This is a genomic window from Ruminococcus sp. RTP21484sp1_RTP21277st1_D2_RTP21277_210401 (genome assembly GCF_040924225.1).
Lineage (GTDB): Bacteria > Bacillota > Clostridia > Lachnospirales > Lachnospiraceae > Blautia_A > Blautia_A faecis.
Genome location: NZ_JBCOMJ010000026.1, coordinates 35,400 through 49,929 on the forward strand (window position 1 = coordinate 35,400; position 14,530 = coordinate 49,929).

Annotated in this window: 21 protein-coding genes and 1 pseudogene; 9 read left to right on the plus strand and 13 right to left on the minus strand. The window is 47.7% G+C overall.

Annotated features, from left to right (window positions below; all coding sequences use genetic code 11):
- Positions 1–261: 261 nt before the first annotated feature.
- Positions 262–1,482 carry an iron-containing alcohol dehydrogenase gene (locus tag AB5706_RS16225; RefSeq protein ID WP_226815367.1) on the plus strand — a complete coding sequence of 407 codons (1,221 nt, stop codon included), beginning with the start codon at positions 262–264 and terminating at the stop codon, positions 1,480–1,482.
- A gap of 171 nt (positions 1,483–1,653) precedes the next feature.
- The gene (locus AB5706_RS16230; protein ID WP_173773697.1) at positions 1,654–3,033 is read left to right on the plus strand and encodes an aldehyde dehydrogenase; all 1,380 of its coding nucleotides are present in this window, start codon (positions 1,654–1,656) and stop codon (positions 3,031–3,033) included.
- A 214-nt stretch (positions 3,034–3,247) separates the two neighbouring features.
- Here the strand turns inward: AB5706_RS16230 and AB5706_RS16235 are convergent, their stop codons facing one another.
- The 12 genes and pseudogenes from AB5706_RS16235 to AB5706_RS16280 form a co-directional block, all read right to left on the minus strand.
- Positions 3,248–3,571 carry a hypothetical protein gene (locus AB5706_RS16235; protein WP_173771739.1) on the minus strand — a complete coding sequence of 108 codons (324 nt, stop codon included), beginning with the start codon at positions 3,569–3,571 and terminating at the stop codon, positions 3,248–3,250.
- Positions 3,495–3,797 carry a hypothetical protein gene (locus AB5706_RS16240; RefSeq protein ID WP_226815366.1) on the minus strand — a complete coding sequence of 101 codons (303 nt, stop codon included), beginning with the start codon at positions 3,795–3,797 and terminating at the stop codon, positions 3,495–3,497. Before AB5706_RS16240 ends, AB5706_RS16235 begins: the two co-directional genes overlap by 77 nt.
- A 195-nt stretch (positions 3,798–3,992) precedes the next feature.
- Entirely contained in the window at positions 3,993–4,586 is a 594-nt protein-coding gene (locus tag AB5706_RS23175) for an HAD-IC family P-type ATPase (RefSeq protein WP_330602686.1), read from the minus strand.
- Positions 4,587–4,622: 36 nt separating this feature from the next.
- Positions 4,623–4,748 carry a hypothetical protein gene (locus AB5706_RS23180; protein ID WP_330602685.1) on the minus strand — a complete coding sequence of 42 codons (126 nt, stop codon included), beginning with the start codon at positions 4,746–4,748 and terminating at the stop codon, positions 4,623–4,625.
- A 43-nt stretch (positions 4,749–4,791) separates the two neighbouring features.
- A pseudogene (locus tag AB5706_RS23185) lies at positions 4,792–5,907 on the minus strand (HAD-IC family P-type ATPase); the annotation flags it as partial.
- 98 nt (positions 5,908–6,005) lie between these two features.
- Positions 6,006–6,224, minus strand: coding sequence for a cation transporter (locus AB5706_RS16250; protein WP_173716910.1), 219 nt, complete (start codon positions 6,222–6,224; stop codon positions 6,006–6,008).
- Between the two features lie 160 nt (positions 6,225–6,384).
- Positions 6,385–6,519: a FeoB-associated Cys-rich membrane protein gene (locus AB5706_RS16255; RefSeq protein WP_173716911.1), complete on the minus strand. Its 135-nt coding sequence runs from the start codon at positions 6,517–6,519 to the stop codon at positions 6,385–6,387.
- A gap of 220 nt (positions 6,520–6,739) precedes the next feature.
- Positions 6,740–7,657, minus strand: a complete 918-nt coding sequence (locus AB5706_RS16260; protein ID WP_173771735.1) for a radical SAM mobile pair protein B — start codon at positions 7,655–7,657, stop codon at positions 6,740–6,742.
- Positions 7,645–7,965 carry a TIGR04076 family protein gene (locus AB5706_RS16265; protein WP_226815365.1) on the minus strand — a complete coding sequence of 107 codons (321 nt, stop codon included), beginning with the start codon at positions 7,963–7,965 and terminating at the stop codon, positions 7,645–7,647. The genes AB5706_RS16260 and AB5706_RS16265 overlap by 13 nt, the downstream gene beginning before the upstream one ends.
- A gap of 21 nt (positions 7,966–7,986) precedes the next feature.
- Complete coding sequence (locus tag AB5706_RS16270; RefSeq protein WP_173771733.1) at positions 7,987–8,823, minus strand: SIR2 family NAD-dependent protein deacylase; 837 nt, start codon at positions 8,821–8,823, stop codon at positions 7,987–7,989.
- Positions 8,824–8,839: 16 nt separating this feature from the next.
- Positions 8,840–9,721 (minus strand): SIR2 family NAD-dependent protein deacylase, encoded by an 882-nt coding sequence (locus AB5706_RS16275; RefSeq protein WP_173771731.1) that lies wholly within the window; start codon positions 9,719–9,721, stop codon positions 8,840–8,842.
- On the minus strand, positions 9,718–10,698 hold the full coding sequence (locus AB5706_RS16280; protein WP_173771729.1) for an SIR2 family NAD-dependent protein deacylase: 981 nt from the start codon (positions 10,696–10,698) through the stop codon (positions 9,718–9,720). Before AB5706_RS16280 ends, AB5706_RS16275 begins: the two co-directional genes overlap by 4 nt.
- A gap of 124 nt (positions 10,699–10,822) precedes the next feature.
- Here AB5706_RS16280 and AB5706_RS16285 point away from each other — a divergent pair, with 124 nt between their 5' ends.
- The 7 genes from AB5706_RS16285 to AB5706_RS16315 all read left to right on the plus strand — a co-directional run bounded on the left by AB5706_RS16285 (position 10,823) and on the right by AB5706_RS16315 (position 13,883).
- Positions 10,823–11,266 (plus strand): Rrf2 family transcriptional regulator, encoded by a 444-nt coding sequence (locus tag AB5706_RS16285; RefSeq protein WP_173771727.1) that lies wholly within the window; start codon positions 10,823–10,825, stop codon positions 11,264–11,266.
- 146 nt (positions 11,267–11,412) lie between these two features.
- On the plus strand, positions 11,413–11,778 hold the full coding sequence (locus tag AB5706_RS16290; protein WP_173771725.1) for a cation transporter: 366 nt from the start codon (positions 11,413–11,415) through the stop codon (positions 11,776–11,778).
- Positions 11,779–11,801: 23 nt separating this feature from the next.
- A complete protein-coding gene (locus AB5706_RS16295; protein WP_118582235.1) occupies positions 11,802–12,023 on the plus strand; it encodes a heavy-metal-associated domain-containing protein in 222 nt (73 codons plus the stop codon).
- Positions 12,013–12,276, plus strand: coding sequence for a metal-sensing transcriptional repressor (locus AB5706_RS16300; RefSeq protein WP_118582232.1), 264 nt, complete (start codon positions 12,013–12,015; stop codon positions 12,274–12,276). The genes AB5706_RS16295 and AB5706_RS16300 overlap by 11 nt, the downstream gene beginning before the upstream one ends.
- A 64-nt stretch (positions 12,277–12,340) precedes the next feature.
- Positions 12,341–12,703, plus strand: coding sequence for a CGGC domain-containing protein (locus AB5706_RS16305; RefSeq protein WP_118582229.1), 363 nt, complete (start codon positions 12,341–12,343; stop codon positions 12,701–12,703).
- 53 nt (positions 12,704–12,756) lie between these two features.
- Positions 12,757–12,888, plus strand: coding sequence for a hypothetical protein (locus AB5706_RS16310; RefSeq protein ID WP_264293675.1), 132 nt, complete (start codon positions 12,757–12,759; stop codon positions 12,886–12,888).
- The gene (locus tag AB5706_RS16315; RefSeq protein ID WP_173771723.1) at positions 12,885–13,883 is read left to right on the plus strand and encodes a helix-turn-helix domain-containing protein; all 999 of its coding nucleotides are present in this window, start codon (positions 12,885–12,887) and stop codon (positions 13,881–13,883) included. Before AB5706_RS16310 ends, AB5706_RS16315 begins: the two co-directional genes overlap by 4 nt.
- Positions 13,884–14,059: 176 nt before the next feature.
- On the opposite strand, the gene AB5706_RS23190 is transcribed toward AB5706_RS16315, so the two are convergent.
- Positions 14,060–14,188 carry a hypothetical protein gene (locus AB5706_RS23190; protein ID WP_330382755.1) on the minus strand — a complete coding sequence of 43 codons (129 nt, stop codon included), beginning with the start codon at positions 14,186–14,188 and terminating at the stop codon, positions 14,060–14,062.
- Between the last annotated feature and the right edge of the window lie 342 nt (positions 14,189–14,530).

Consider the following 14,530-nt stretch of genomic DNA (forward strand, 5'->3'; position numbering starts at 1 on the left):
TGGATAGGGGTTCGGGCCAGAGCATGTTTGAAAAAGACTTTCTGCAAGATATATGTTGCAATTTGTTTTATAATAAAATTGTTTTATCTTTACAATATTTGATAACATGGTATAATTCATACGTGATAAAAAAAGTACAATAATAAAGTAATTATTCCACAAAGCATGTAGCTGTGAAGGTACTGAACAATTACACAATAGAACCGATTGATGCAACGTTATATTTTAGAGCGTGTATCAACAGAAAGTGAGAACTTCCATATGAATCCCTTAAAAAAAATATACTGTCGGATTTTTCAGAATGTATTCAAATTTGCCCTTCCATTCCTTCCATACCGAAATCCTGAGATCATCAGCAGTCTGAAAGCCGTTCCCGATGTGCTGAAAAAGAAAAAATGTAAAAATGTGCTGATTATTACAGATGCAGGAATCCATAAGCTTGGTCTTACAGACCGCCTTGAAAAAGTGTTGACAGACAGCAGCATTCCCTATATCCTTTATGACAAAACAGTAGCAAATCCTACCACTCTGAATGTGGCTGAGGCACTTGAACTTTATCATGAAAATAACTGTCAGGCCATTATAGGCTTCGGCGGAGGCTCCAGTATGGACTGCGCCAAGGCAGTAGGTGCCAGAGTCGCCAAACCTCATCAGTCTCTTGCAAAGATGAAAGGAATCCTGAAAGTGCACAAAAAGCTTCCACTTCTTATCGCCGTTCCAACCACTGCAGGAACCGGAAGCGAAACTACACTGGCAGCAGTAATCGTGGACACCGAAACCCGGCATAAATATGCCATCAATGACTTCCCGCTGATTCCCCGATACGCTGTGCTTGACCCCAAGGTCACATTAAGCCTTCCACCATTCATCACCGCTACTACAGGTATGGACGCACTCACCCACGCAGTGGAAGCTTATATTGGTAATTCCACTACACCAGGCACCCGTAAAAATGCCTGGGATGCAGTGCAGCTGATTTTCGAAAATCTGGACACTGCTTACACCGACGGAAGCAATAAAGAAGCGCGCCGGAATATGCTCCGCGCCTCTTATTTCGCTGGCTGCGCTTTTACAAAATCCTATGTAGGCTATGTACATGCAGTTGCCCATTCTCTGGGAGGACAATACAATGTTCCACATGGACTTGCCAACGCTGTACTTCTCCCTTATGTTCTGGAAGCTTACGGAAAAACAATTTATAAGAAGCTGGCAGCCCTTGCTGTTGCTGCCGGGGTTGCCTCCAAAGAAACACCGGAAGAAGAAGCCGCATTAAACTTTATCCAGGCGGTCAAAGACATGAAGGCCCGCTTCGGAATCGGCGATACCATCCCGGAAATCCAGGAAGAAGACATTCCGAAGCTGTCACACTATGCGGACAAAGAGGCGAATCCGCTGTATCCGGTACCGGTACTGATGGATGCACAGGAGCTGGAGAAATTTTATTATATGCTGATGCCGGCTAAAGAAAACACAGTGCAATAAAAAGCCAAAGCGTGTTTGAAAAATACCATATTGTCACCTTTATAACATTACATTCGTTAATCTCAGTTTAAATAAGATAGTTTTACATTACACCCTTTATAGCCTTTCACATTATGTAAACTATATTTCAAAACATCAAACAAATTATTAATAATCAGAAAGGACTTTCCCATGACCCAGGAAGCAATCCAGGAAATCATCCGCAAGCAGCGGAACTATTTTTATACAGGCGCTACCTTAAACATTGACTTTCGCATCACCGCCTTAAAAAAGCTGCAAACCTCCATCCAGTCCCACCAGGAGCAGATCAATGCTGCCCTGAAGTCAGACCTGGGAAAAAGCAGCTTCGAGAGCTACATGTGCGAATCCGGTCTCGTTCTCAGCGAGATTACCTATATGCTAAAGCACATCCGATCCCTTTCCAGAGAAAAAACCGTGCACACCCCACTTGCCCAGTTCCATTCCAGAAGTTACATGAAGCCGTCCCCATACGGTGTCACCCTGATCATGAGCCCGTGGAACTATCCCTTCCTGCTTACCTTTGATCCGCTGGTAGACGCCATCGCCGCCGGAAACACTGCAGTATTAAAACCCAGCGCCTACTCTCCTGCCACCAGCAATATCATCTGCGAGATCGTCCGTGAATGTTTTCCGGAAGAGTATGTGGCCGTTGTTATGGGTGGACGCCAGGAAAACTCCTGTCTTCTCCAGGAACACTTTGACTACATCTTTTTCACCGGCAGCCAGGCTGTTGGAAAAGAAGTCATGCGCCATGCCAGCGAGCACCTCACTCCAGTCACCCTGGAACTTGGCGGAAAAAGCCCCTGCATCGTAGATAAATCTGCAAATATCAAGCTTTCTGCCAAACGTATTGTATTCGGAAAATATCTGAACTGTGGACAAACCTGCGTAGCCCCTGACTACATTTACTGTCACAGGGAAGTGAAAGATGAGCTTCTGAAGCAGATTCAGAAACAGATTCGTAAGCAGTTTGGCAAATCACCTCTGGATAACAAAAATTACGGAAAAATTATCAACGAAAAGCATTTTAACCGAATACAGAATCTGATTGATCCGGCGAAAGTTATCTGCGGCGGCAGCGTCCGTCCGGAAACCATGCAGATTGAGCCTACGGTCATGGATCAGGTAACTTTCGAAGATGCTATTATGCAGGAAGAAATTTTCGGCCCGGTAATGCCTGTCCTTACTTTTGATTCTATAGAAGAAGTAATCCGAAAGGTAAATTCCATGGCTCATCCTCTGGCTCTTTACATTTTTGCCCAGGACAAAGCCATCTGCGAAAAAGTCACCTCTGAATGTGGCTTCGGCGGTGGCTGTATTAATGATGTGATCATTCACCTCGCCACCAGCGAAATGCCATTCGGCGGCTTCGGAGAAAGCGGTATGGGAAGCTATCACGGCCAGAAAGGCTTCGAAACCTTTTCCCATTACAAGAGCATTGTAGACAAAAAGACCTGGATTGACCTGCCGATGAGGTATCAGCCTTATAGACGGATTTATGATAAGCTGATCCATATTTTCTTGAAATAAAGTGTTACTATTACTTTGGCTCGTTGCTCGCGTAAATAGTGAGGTCGAAACTATGTGTTTTAATTTCAATAGCTGCACCGAATTATTTAATGCGATTTGCAAAATGTTTAACATTGGTTGTTAATTAATATGACAAAAGAGCCGCATTTTTACTATGAAAGTTCCAAGTCCAAAGTTGACATGTCCCTTTCGTAAAAATGCGGCTCAATAACAATTATTCTACTCCCTTAATCCTTTCCACAATACTTCCATTCTTTTCCAAAACCATCCATGTAAACACCGGCACTAAAGTGCATACCAAAAGACTAAGCAACGCTGCTAACAAAAGCGGAAGCAACGGTACTGCAAACCCAATCTCCCTGAAATTCATAGATTCATAAAGAAAATAAGTCACTCCCATTCCTACAGTCAATGTGATCAGCCCTGCAAGACCTGTCAAAATCTGAACTGACACATCAAGATCAGCTGTAAAAAAAAGCGTCTGCTGCTTTCCAAGCTCCATACTTTCTATAAAAGCATCCTGCTCTTTTTTCGTCATAAGCTTTTTGCTTAAAATCCATATAATAACGACCAGAAGCAGCCTGGGAAAGCTCCCCTCCTGACTGTTCATAAAATTTTTTATTTTCTTTACGGATCTGAAGAATTCCTGCTTCAAGCCTTGACATTTTTACCATGCTCTGCATTAAAAAGTCAGTTTTCTCCATCTGATCTCTAATTTTTCCCAGAAATTCCCTACCATTTTCGGAAAGTTCTTCCTCTTCCAAAAGCTCCATATAGAGATTGATACTTCACTGACACATGCTTCTGAGGGACCAATTTGAAATAAAGCCTTCATACGGGAAGGGTTCCCCAGAATCTTAAACAACTGTGTCAGATTTTCCAGTTCCAGCTCTTGCGGTTCACGAGGCCAAGAATCATTCATCGGGGGCTCCCTTTCTGTTTTCGTTTATTTCTGAACTTTAAAGATTTTTCACAAACAGTGCCCGGATAGCGTTGAGGACGGCTATAATCATCACGCCCACATCAGCAAACACGGCCAGCCACATATTGGCGAAACCCAGAGCGACCAGCACGAGGCAGACCAGTTTTACGCCGATGGCCACCACGATGTTCTGATAAACGATGCCAAGGCACTTGCGGGAGATTTTGATTGCTTTGGAGATCTGCAAGGGGTCATCATCCATTAGGACCACATCAGCAGCCTCAATGGCGGCGTCAGAACCCATGGCACCCATGGCGATGCCGATGTCTGCCCGGCGAAGCACCGGGGCGTCGTTGATGCCATCTCCCACAAAAGCCAGTTTTTCTTTCTCTGGTTTGTTCTGAATCAACTGCTCCACCTTCTCCACCTTGTCAGCAGGAAGCAGTTCACTGTAAACCTCATCCAACTCCAAAGCGGAGGCCACACTGTCAGCCACCTTCTTGGCGTCACCAGTAAGCATCACAGTCTTGCGAACCCCAGCCGACTTTAATGCCTGGATGGCTTCCTTGGAGTGAAGCTTCACGATGTCGGAAATAACAATATGTCCGGCATATTTCCCGTCAATCGCCATGTGAATGATCGTCCCCACACTATGGCACGGAATAGCCTAGACCCCCAAACGATTCATGAGCTTGTCGTTTCCTGCCGCGACCTGATGATCATCCACTGTGGCAATCACTCCGTTGCCGCTGAGCTCCTGAATACCGGTTACACGGCTACGGTCGATTTCCATGCCATAGGCTTTCTGTAAGCTCTTGCTGGTGGAATACGCCCTAAGTCAGTGTGCCGGTCTTGTCAAAAACTACAATCTTAGCCTGTGACAGGGTCTCCAGATAGTTGGACCCCTTCACCAGAACACCCGCCTTACTGGCTCCGCCAATTCCTGCAAAGAAGGACAGAGGAATGGAAATGACCAAAGCGCAGGGGCAACTGGCAACGAGGAAGGTCAGCGCACGATAGATCCAGGTCTCCCAGCCTGCATCCAGCCCCATGGCAAACATCCGTACCAGCGGCGGCAATACAGCCAGCGCCAGCGCGGCATAGCACACCGCAGGAGTGTAGATCTTGGCAAAGCGGGAAATGAAGTCCTCCGACTTGGACTTCCGGGAGGAGGCGTTCTCCACCAGATTCAGAATCTTGGAGACAGTGGACTCACCAAATTCCTTGGTGGTCTGGATATGGAGCAAACCTGTCATGTTGATACAGCCGGAGATGATCTCATCGCCAGTCTTGACCTCACGGGGCAAACTTTCACCGGTGAGAGCGGCAGTGTTCAGAGTGGATTCTCCCTGCACCACGGTACCGTCAATAGGAACTTTCTCGCCGGGCTGTACCACAATAATGGTGCCGATACCCACTTCGTCCGGGTCTACCTGTTCCAGTTTTCCATCCTGTTCGATATTGGCATAATCAGGACGGATATCCATCAGATCACTGATGTTCCGGCGGCTCTTGCCCACGGCGTAGGACTGGAACCATTCGCCCACCTGGTAGAACAGCATCACCGCGATGGCCTCCAGATAGTCGCCGTTTTCATATACGGCCAGTGCCAGAGCCCCCAGCGTAGCCACCGCCATCAAAAAGTGCTCATCGAACACCTGACCGTTGCGGATACCTTTTCCGGCTTTTTTCAGAATGTCGTAGCCAATGACCAGATAATCCACCAGGAACACAGCCAGACGTATCCAGCGGCCTGCCGCGCCAAACACTTCAAATGCGCCTGCGCCCAGGACCTGCAAAATTAACAGTAGAACCGTAGCAGTCAGAATCCGCCACAACATCACTTTTTGTTTTTTGGTCATACCGGCGGAGGACCGCGTGCCGATGATCTGAAGGATCACGGCCAGCAGAGCCACCACGATCAGCAGACCGTTGATGATATACTCCTGCATTTCGTTTTACCCCTTTCACGATTGCTTATTCGTTTATTTGTCTAAGAGAAAGAACGCCCTGCAAGCTGCCGCTCAACAGGGCATTTCCTTTCGCCTGCTTACAGAAAGATCTCACAGTCGGGTTCCACCTTCTTGCAGGCTTTGCGAACCTCCTGCATAACAGTCTTGGGGTCTTGACCTTCCTCGAACTCCACGTTCATCTTGAGGGTCATAAAGTTCACCGTAGCGCTCTGTACGCCGCTGGTCTTGCGGGCGGCATCTTCCATCAGGTTGGCGCAGTTAGCGCAATCCACATCGATTTTGTAAGTCTTTTTCATTTTGAAAATCTCCTCTCCGAGTATTAATTTTGTGTCAAACAATTAAATCATTATTTAACTGTATCTTCAGCATATGCAGGAAAACCGTCCTCGTCAACGGTTTGAACCCATATCCTGCTATTCGGGAAAAGAGTTCTTCTGTTTGGGCAAAATGCAGCTTTTATCGGCACATTCCAGTCCCCTGATAAGGACAGTCCACACATTTTCCATGCTTTTCTTTGCGCCGCTTCGCCATATGCCGCAGCAACCAAATACAGTATACCGCCAGTACAATGAGTAAAATTAAAGATGCCATATAAACCTCCTCCATTTGAAGTCTTTGCAAAAATAGCTTGCTTACGGTCCAATTATTTAATCGTTCCGTCTGTATTGTAGAGCGAGGAAAATCGAAAAGCAATGGACGGAGTACAAGTCCTTCCAAGAGGGATAAGAAAACTTCTGAATTGGTAAACAGTGCTAAAAAAGGTTCTGACATTGAAGCACAGCTCCATGTCAGAACCCATTTATTTTACAAATTATTTTTTTGGATTGCGTCGCCCGCTGTTTTCCGAGCCACGCACTTCCTCATGGTAAAAGTAATTCACAATGACCGGGTGTCCAGACTCTGCCCGGCCGTAGGGCAGCTCGTTGTCCACGAAGGGACAGCTGTTTTCTTGCGCCAGCCGTTCCGCTTGATCCTCCAAACCACAGAAGTAGCTTTTGTCTTCCTTGTTGTAGATAGCGTCGTACAGCGGAACCAAGTCAGGATATTTTTTACAAATATAGTCCATGATGTCTTTTTTGAATCCGCCTCGCAAGTTTAGATTTTCTAACCATATCAGGTCGCATTGATTTCTGACCTGATGGAAGATAGCCTCGAAATCCGTGATACCCGGAAAGACAGGGGCAATAAAGCAGACGGTGCGAATGCCCGCATCATAGATCTGCTTCATGGCATCCAGCCGTCGCTTGATGCTGACGGCATCGTCCATATCATTTTTAAAGCCTTCGTCCAATGTATTGATCGACCAAGAGACCGTGACCTTTCCCAATTTTTTCAGAAGGTCAATGTCACGGATTACCAAGTCTGACTTGGTACAGATGAGAATTTCTGCCTCACTGCCCCGGAGCTGTTCAAGAAGCTTTCGGGTGTTTTGAAACTGAGCCTCCTGGGGCAGATAGCCATCGGTCACAGAACCGATGACTATGCGCTGCCCTTTGTACCTTTGTGGATTTTTGATTGCTGGCCAATGTTTCACATCCAGGAATGTACCCCACGGTTCGGTGTGCCCGGTAAATCGCTTCATAAACGAGGCATAGCAGTATTTGCAGCCATGGGTACAGCCCACATAAGGATTGACGGAATAGCCGCCCACCGGCAGGGTGGATTTTGTCATAATATTTCTGGTTTCTACATCCTGAATCAGAATGCTGCTCTCTTTTACTTCTGCCATGTCTTCTGTTCCTCCAATACCCGGTAAAAAGCCGGGGGAAATTCCTGTACCATTTGTGCCTCTCCCATGATAGGAAGTAGATCATCCTTTATGAATACAGGGATGCCAAGCGCATGAGCCTGATGTGTCAGGTTCCACATCCATTCCGTTTTCGATACGGGATTGATGCCATCGCTGTACAGCACTTGACCTTTCTGATGAAAAGGACACTTTCCCAAATTAGGAATTGCATACTGTTCTGCCAGTTCCTGATAATATTCCGTCCGCAGCACGGTGATTTTAACCTTTTTATGCATTTGTATAGTCATTTTGAACCTGCTCCGAAATCGTCATGCCTCGCACGCCTCCCGGAGAGCAGGCAGCAGCTCATCCAGCCGACCGTCCAGTCCGAAGGACTTCTCTTTGATATTGTCCGCAATGTAGATCTCCCCCAGATTGATGGTCACATAAGTGGCATTTGGCTCGCTGGCCACTAAGCGCATCATCGGAGCCTTGATCAGCTGATTACGCCAGCCAATGCCCAGCTCCAGAACCACCAGTTTCTTTCCGTGGTAGGTTTTCAGAAAGTTTTGGAACCGTGCCTGGGCAGCGGTATCCGGAATCATTCTCTGACCCGCGCCCATGTGGATGTCCATGGGACCTCCGCACTTGGGACAGCGCGGCACCAACTCTGTAGGCACATGGCCGCCCTGTTCGGCAGCCGATAATTTTTCGGCCACTTCCAGACTAGGATAGAGAGTGTCGTGGCAAGGGCGGGCACACTGCATAGTAAACCAGTTGCCCTCAATCTCATAGATTTTCGTTGGATCGAAGCCACACAGTTCAAAGTGACCTTCTCCGTTTGATGTGACGACAAAGTAATCTTTCTCTCCCACAATGGCCTTCAAATCGTTCATCACTGACGTAGGCTGGTACTGCCCGCAGTAATGATGGATGAGCCGGGCCCAGAAGGCCCACTTTTCCTCCTCTCTGGACCATCCAGCCATCATGCCCTGCAAAATGCACTCAAGGTCGTATTTCCGTTTAAAATCTCCAAAGAGTCTTTCAAAGACCGCATTGTCCGCAAACAAATGCAGTCCTTCGGTGATGGACAGGCCGTTACTGGCCCCGATCAGGATAGCGTCCGCTTCTCTGAATTTTTCCGCAACAGGGTTCCAATCAATCATATTCGTTCGCTCCTTTCTATTTTATGGTTGCTGCGATGGATTGCACCTGCCGGAGGGCAGCTAGAGTTTCCGCCAAATCTCCTTGCAGATACAGGCTGCGTCCCCGCAGATGCTCCGGACTATGAGATGCCTCTCGATTAAGACATGCATAAAAGACGTTTTCGTTTTTGGCAGTAAGTTCCCAGAAGGGCAGTTTGATGATACTGGGCGTCATCTCACCCACGCCAAGTTCCAACAGCAGGACTTTTTTGTCGGACTGATCCATTATCCAGCGTCGCAGGAATCTATGGTAGCGGTGCAGGTTATCCTGCCAGAAGGTTCCCTCCAGAAAGGTATCATCTCGTACCCAAGGCACCAGCACCCGCCCGCAATCCGGGCAACGGGGAACAGCTTCCTCCGGCAGGCGAACACCCACCAAGCGACCGGTCAGTTCCTTTACCAGTTCGCGGTTTTCCCAAATATCATCCCGACAGGGCTGGCTGCACTGGCAGTAGCTAAAGTCTCCCTGAAAGGCGCAAATTTGTTCCTGGGGAAATACCCGAAAAAACTGCTGATCGACATTAGTGGTCAGCACAAAGACCGGTTTATCTGCAACAAGCGTTTGCAGATCCAGATAGGGCTGCCCCGTAGGGGTTTCCCACATGAAGCGGATATATTGACTGTAATATCCCCACTGCTCTCCATAGCTGGAAAAGCAATGGTAGAATCCAGCCAGCGGAGAGGTAAAGCCATACTGTTCACGAAAGGGAGCCAATGCCTCCGAAAGTGCCGAGGACCAATGGTAGTGGTCGTATCCAGCTGCGCTTGACAGGCCGGAGCCGCCTCCGATCACAACGGCATCTGCTTGAGCAATACGCTCGGCAAGTTCCTGAAGCGCCGCTTGGTTTCCAACCCTCATTGATCGTTATCTCCGCTTTCCATGGTGTTCCGTGCATCCCGCAGCACTTGAGCAATGTCGGCCACAATGGTCATGCCCTTATCCTCCAACTGCTTGGGCAGGAAGTCATATTTGTCGTTGACAGCAATATATCGAGCATGGGGAAAGCTGAGGGTCATGTTCCAGAAAGGTTCTTGGATAAACATGGGAGTCATTCGACCAACGCCCAACTCCAGGAACAGAATTTTGCTGTCTTTGTGTTCCAGTACGTAGCGAGAAATTTTTTCGTACTGTTCTTCATATTTCTTTCCTTGCAGGAAATTCCCATATCCTCGCACCCAGGGGAAAGCCTCGCCACCGCAGTGCGGACACCGGGGAATGAGATCCGTGGGAATCTTCGTGCCATCCCCCATAGCGGCCACCATATCAGCCACTGGCTTTACCGCATCCCAGGTGTCATCGGTACAGCAGGCGGCACACTGGAAGAACCGGTGATCTCCCTGGATCTCCGCCACCTTCTCCTCCGGGTAGAGTTTGACAAACTGGGTATCCTGATTGGTAGTGAGGATGAAGAAGTCCTTGCCTTTCAACAAAGCGTCTAAATCCAAATAGGAATGACGCACAGGTGCGGTCTGGGTGGTGTGAAGGAATGTGGCGAGATACCCCCAATACTCTTCCCTTGTCTTCCAGGGGTGCATCATCCCTGCAAAAGCACCTTTGAAGTGGTACTTCTCCGCAAAAGGCCGGAAGTATTTCCGGTAGGAGTCGTTGTCCTCGTAGTAAAAATCTCCGCCACCGGCAGCGGACAGACCGGAGGCCCCGCCCACTACCACACAGTCAGCTTCCTTTACCTCCTGTACCAAACGATGGATCTGTTCGCTATACGGCAGCGGCTTTTTGTCAGTCAGCTGATAAGGCGTACTGCCGGAAGCATAGATAGGATAGTGCCTGGAATAATTCATCTGGGTCTGCATGACCAAATCATCATAGAAGTTCATTGTCACCATTCCTTTCGAGTGGGTGTTATTTTTATTCTTACTTCAAATCATTTTAGCATCCTCTTGCGCTGTTGTCAATGTGCTGTTATAATAAAAATAACATCAAAAAAAAGGAGATTAGTCCATGAAATATCCCACCCGCCTTAGCGATGCTGTTCATATTCTGGCTTTTATCGCTCTGTACCCAGACTGCGACCTAACCAGTAACAAGCTGGCAGAGAGCGTTCAGACGAATCCTGCCTATGTACGCCAGCTCATGTCCGCCTTGCGGAAGGGAGGGCTGCTGGTCAGCGTGAAGGGGCATCCCCGACCCGCTCTGGCTCGTGAGCCGGAGAAAATCACTCTGCTAGATGTCTATCGGGCAGTAGAGGGCAACAAGCCCCTGCTCCATCAGGACATCCACACCAATCCTGCCTGTGGCGTGGGTGTAAATATCCAACTGGTGCTGCGGGATTTTTACTTGGACATTCAAAAAACAGCGGAACAAAGAATGCAAGAGATCACGCTGAAAGATGTGCTGGAACAATATCACATGAAGTTGGAAGGGATGCCCTTGCAGCGTTTATGACGGATCGATTTTCAGAAACGCTTCCATTTGGGACAAAAATTCTTCTGAACGGGAAATACAGAACCTCCTTGCGGGACTATACTGAGAACCGGAGAGACCTATACCCCGTATTGGTATTCCGCTTTCCAGAAAAGGAGGTTTCAAATATGCAAGAAAAGTACAATGTCACAGGCATGACTTGTGCAGCCTGCCAGGCTAGGGTACAAAAAAGCGTATCCAAACTGACCGGTGTGCAAGAGTGCAATGTCAATCTGTTAAAAAACAGCATGGTGGTAACTTACGACGACAAAAATGTAAACAGTGGGCAGATTATCGCCGCTGTAGAAAAGGCGGGCTATGGCGCATCCCTACAGCAGGTCAAGGGAAAATCAGCTGCACAGACTGTCTCCCCGGTGAACACGGCGAAAAAGGAATATGAGGCGATGCGCCGTCGAGTAATCTGGTCCTTTGTATTCACTATCCCTTTGTTCTATCTCCCGTACAGAAGATTTCCGTCAAGCAAACAACAATAAAGCAATCGAATGGAGGAACCACTATGAAAAAAGAACTGATGATCGAAGGAATGATGTGCCAGAACTGCGTCAAGCATGTTACCCATGCCCTGGAGGGTATCTCTGGTGCGTCCCATGTCCAGGTAAGTCTAGAGGACAAAAAGGCCACTGTTGAGGTCCCGGAGTCCGTTACCGACGAAACCCTAAAAGCGGCAGTTACCGAGGCGGGCTACAAAGTCACAGAGATTATCCCCCATGAAGGCTGATAAGGCTCACATAACCCGTTCCATTAAGATTGCCAGAGGACAACTGGACGGCATTTTGCGAATGATTGAAGAGGATCGCTACTGCGTGGACATTTCCAATCAGCTGTTGGCAACTCAGGCTCTTTTGAAGCGAGTGAATCAAGAGATTTTGCGGGCCCATATACGTGGCTGTGTCCGAGAGGGACTGCATACGGACGAGCCCAACCCAAAACTGGAGGAAGCTCTCCAACTGTTGGAAAAGCTGGTTACATAATAATAAACAATGGAGCGGCCAAATTTGAATGATCGGCCCTAAATTAATCAAGGAGGAAACCAATATGAAACTTGGCATTATTCGTTGTATGCAGACAGAGGATTACTGCCCCGGAAGCCGGGATTTTCGGACAATCCGAGAGAGAAAAGGCGCTTTTATGGGAGAGGATGATATTCAGTTAGTGGGCTTCATCAACTGCGGTGGCTGCCCCGGAAAAAAAGCGGTACTGCGGGCCCGTTCTCTGGTAGAACAGGGCGCTGACACCATTGCTTTTGCTTCTTGCATCAGCAAAGGGACTCCCATTGGTTACTCCTGTCCTTTTGCTAAGCGTATGCGGGAGCTGGTGCAGAAAGAGGTAGGCGATGGTGTCCATATCTTGGATTACACCCATGACGCTGGTCCTGAACCAGAAACCTCTCAGAAGTAAAGTTTCTTTTCCCTCCGGCCTATGATAAGATAGACTTCAAGGAGGAGTGCTAAATGGTTCAGAACCACTTACCCCACGACCACGGACAAACTATCGAGCAGGCCCGAAATTTCCATCACATGATTGAGTGGCTTGTAAAAATCGCCTGTCCGTCGCAAGTAGAAAAACAAAAAGGAACGCCATGAAAAAAGAAGAATCCAAAGTTATCGCTCAAAAACTTCAAAAGATTCCAAACGGCACCCTCGCCTTGAAGCATTGCCGGGCTGGTGGAACGGGTACCACACTCTTTGGAGAACAGTTTCGAGCGGTTACCGCTGGAAAAGGGTATATGGAGGCATATGAAACTTTTCCTGGAATAGAGGTATCCTTCAATGTTTTTCTTGCTTCAGAGGTCAAGTTTCGGCATGATGCTTCGGATTCTGTTTTAGAAATTTACTATTGTCGCAGTGGTCGCGTGGGTTGGAATATGCAAGGCGGTACTGCCGTCTATTTAGGTACAGGTGATGTGACAGCACACAGTATGGCCTGCTGCGCGGATTCCGCCATGATGTTTCCCCTAGGATATTCAGAGGGAATTTCCATTTCCGTGGATCTGAAACAGCTCTCTTCCATTTGCCCGGAAGTTTTAAAGAATGCCGGTGTGGAGGCAGACCAGTTACGGGATCGATTTTGCTCCGGAAAGCCATCCGCAATCCCGTCCTGTTCCGATTTAGAGCACATTTTTGCCCCACTCTTTTCTGCTCCTGTGTCCGTTCGAATTTCCCTCTTGAAATTGAAGATGCTGGAAATTTTGATTTATTTGAGCAACATGAAATCGGAACATAAAGAATTGACTCAATACTTCTCCCAGCAAACCGAATTGATAAAAGAAATTCATCAACAGTTGACAGAGCACTTGGATCAACGATTTACGATTGCAGAACTTTCCAAACAGTATTTGATAAATACCTCCACTCTAAAGGAGATATTCAAGGCAGTCTACGGCCAGCCTATCGCCACCTATATGAAGGAATTTCGAGTGCGTCAGGCTATGAAATTATTACGGGAAACAAATGACACTATCGCGGATATTGCTTCCCAGGTAGGCTACCAAACCCAGGGAAAGTTTTCAAGCGCTTTTCAGTCTATAGTCAAAATGTCACCCAGAGAATACAGAAAAATCCAGGGTATGCCTAAGTAGAACCGGGCATAAATCCACTTGGCCTGCTTGTCCGGCAGCTCCATCACCGCAGCGTAGAGCTGATCGCGGAGCTGCTTGTCCTCCAGGATTTCTTCCGGGGTCGGCGGGTGCTGCACAATAGCCTTCTCAATGCCATTGTCGCAGTCCAGGAAGTAGTGCGCTTTGTAGTTATACATCTAGCGCAGGTAGCGTGCTTCCGCTCGTTTGTCGGCCAGGAACACCGCCTGCACTTCATCGGTTACTTCCAGATAAGTGTCTTTTTTGTAAATATCGGGATACAGCTCCCGAAGATTGATTTTCTGCATTATGTACCTCCATTTCGGTTCACAGGTCCAGTTGACGGGTGAGCCGAAATGAGGCGGAGAACGGCACCGACATAATTGATTTGAGGTCCACAAAAAAATACCAGTCTCCCACAAAGGAAAACTGGTGCGAAAATGCTGACAGGTAAAGTTAATACCGATATTTCGGAATAATAATACCGACCAAGAAGCGGAACAAGTTAGGGTATTAGCAAAGATTTTTTTGATGAAAAGGCCATATTGCCCTGTCTAAATACCGCTATCATGGCGACTACCTCTACTGGCCGCCGCTCTTTATATCACACTCCTTCAAAAAACAAAACGACGGCTTTGGTTGTTGTTCAA

Coding starts and splice junctions, on each gene's coding strand:
- AB5706_RS16285 (WP_173771727.1), top strand. CDS start 10,823: ATGAAATATCCCACCCGCCTTAGCGATGCTGTTCATATTCTGGCTTTT.
- AB5706_RS16225 (WP_226815367.1), top strand. CDS start 262: ATGAATCCCTTAAAAAAAATATACTGTCGGATTTTTCAGAATGTATTC.
- AB5706_RS16290 (WP_173771725.1), top strand. CDS start 11,413: ATGCAAGAAAAGTACAATGTCACAGGCATGACTTGTGCAGCCTGCCAG.
- AB5706_RS16230 (WP_173773697.1), top strand. CDS start 1,654: ATGACCCAGGAAGCAATCCAGGAAATCATCCGCAAGCAGCGGAACTAT.
- AB5706_RS16275 (WP_173771731.1), bottom strand. CDS start 9,721: ATGAGGGTTGGAAACCAAGCGGCGCTTCAGGAACTTGCCGAGCGTATT.
- AB5706_RS16300 (WP_118582232.1), top strand. CDS start 12,013: ATGAAGGCTGATAAGGCTCACATAACCCGTTCCATTAAGATTGCCAGA.
- AB5706_RS23175 (WP_330602686.1), bottom strand. CDS start 4,586: ATGGCGATTGACGGGAAATATGCCGGACATATTGTTATTTCCGACATC.
- AB5706_RS16250 (WP_173716910.1), bottom strand. CDS start 6,224: ATGAAAAAGACTTACAAAATCGATGTGGATTGCGCTAACTGCGCCAAC.
- AB5706_RS16295 (WP_118582235.1), top strand. CDS start 11,802: ATGAAAAAAGAACTGATGATCGAAGGAATGATGTGCCAGAACTGCGTC.
- AB5706_RS16265 (WP_226815365.1), bottom strand. CDS start 7,965: ATGACTATACAAATGCATAAAAAGGTTAAAATCACCGTGCTGCGGACG.
- AB5706_RS16280 (WP_173771729.1), bottom strand. CDS start 10,698: ATGAACTTCTATGATGATTTGGTCATGCAGACCCAGATGAATTATTCC.
- AB5706_RS16270 (WP_173771733.1), bottom strand. CDS start 8,823: ATGATTGATTGGAACCCTGTTGCGGAAAAATTCAGAGAAGCGGACGCT.
- AB5706_RS16305 (WP_118582229.1), top strand. CDS start 12,341: ATGAAACTTGGCATTATTCGTTGTATGCAGACAGAGGATTACTGCCCC.
- AB5706_RS16235 (WP_173771739.1), bottom strand. CDS start 3,571: ATGACGAAAAAAGAGCAGGATGCTTTTATAGAAAGTATGGAGCTTGGA.
- AB5706_RS16255 (WP_173716911.1), bottom strand. CDS start 6,519: ATGGCATCTTTAATTTTACTCATTGTACTGGCGGTATACTGTATTTGG.
- AB5706_RS16315 (WP_173771723.1), top strand. CDS start 12,885: ATGAAAAAAGAAGAATCCAAAGTTATCGCTCAAAAACTTCAAAAGATT.
- AB5706_RS16260 (WP_173771735.1), bottom strand. CDS start 7,657: ATGGCAGAAGTAAAAGAGAGCAGCATTCTGATTCAGGATGTAGAAACC.
- AB5706_RS23190 (WP_330382755.1), bottom strand. CDS start 14,188: ATGCAGAAAATCAATCTTCGGGAGCTGTATCCCGATATTTACAAAAAA.
- AB5706_RS16310 (WP_264293675.1), top strand. CDS start 12,757: ATGGTTCAGAACCACTTACCCCACGACCACGGACAAACTATCGAGCAG.
- AB5706_RS23180 (WP_330602685.1), bottom strand. CDS start 4,748: ATGGAAATCGACCGTAGCCGTGTAACCGGTATTCAGGAGCTCAGCGGC.